Raw genomic sequence first — 585 nt, forward strand, 5'->3', positions numbered from 1 at the left:
TTACTGCTACCTCATATGAAGATTTAAATTTAACAGTGGCTTCGAAAATTACAGCTCAAGAGATTGATAGTTTTATTGCGAAATATCACTCGGATAGTCCTTTAGTTGGACATGGGCAAGATTTTATCAATGCGCAAAATCAATATGGCGTGAGTGCTCATTATTTAGCAGCGCATGCGATTTTAGAATCTGGATACGGAAAATCAGAAATCGCATATCAAAAACATAATCTATTCGGTCTACGTGCATATGATGGAGATCCGTTTAAATATGCAAAATATTTACCAAGCTACGGGGATAGCGTTGCTTATAACGCTAATTATGTACGAGAAAGATATTTAGAAGAAAGTGGTATGTATTATAACGGCCCAACATTAACTGGCATGAATGTGAAATATGCATCAGATAAAGGCTGGGCTAAGAAAATTGCGGGTATTATGGAACGTATTAAACCGTTTCATGTAGAAGACTATACATATGCAAAAAAATTACCAAAGAATCCTGAAACATTAGATGTCGACGCGTTATCGAATGAAATTCCATATAAAATGTATGCAGACGGTTCAAGCTCAAATGTTGTATCAT

1 protein-coding gene is annotated in these 585 nt (G+C 35.4%); it reads left to right on the top strand.

Going from position 1 to position 585, the window contains the following annotated elements; translation table 11 throughout:
- Positions 1 to 585, top strand: a 585-nt coding sequence (locus GBN78_RS29945; protein WP_226798518.1) for an N-acetylglucosaminidase, incomplete at both ends; no start/stop codon positions are given.

The organism is Bacillus sp. B2-WWTP-C-10-Post-4, assembly GCF_009183805.1.
GTDB classification, from domain to species: Bacteria; Bacillota; Bacilli; order Bacillales; family Bacillaceae_G; genus Bacillus_A; species Bacillus_A cereus.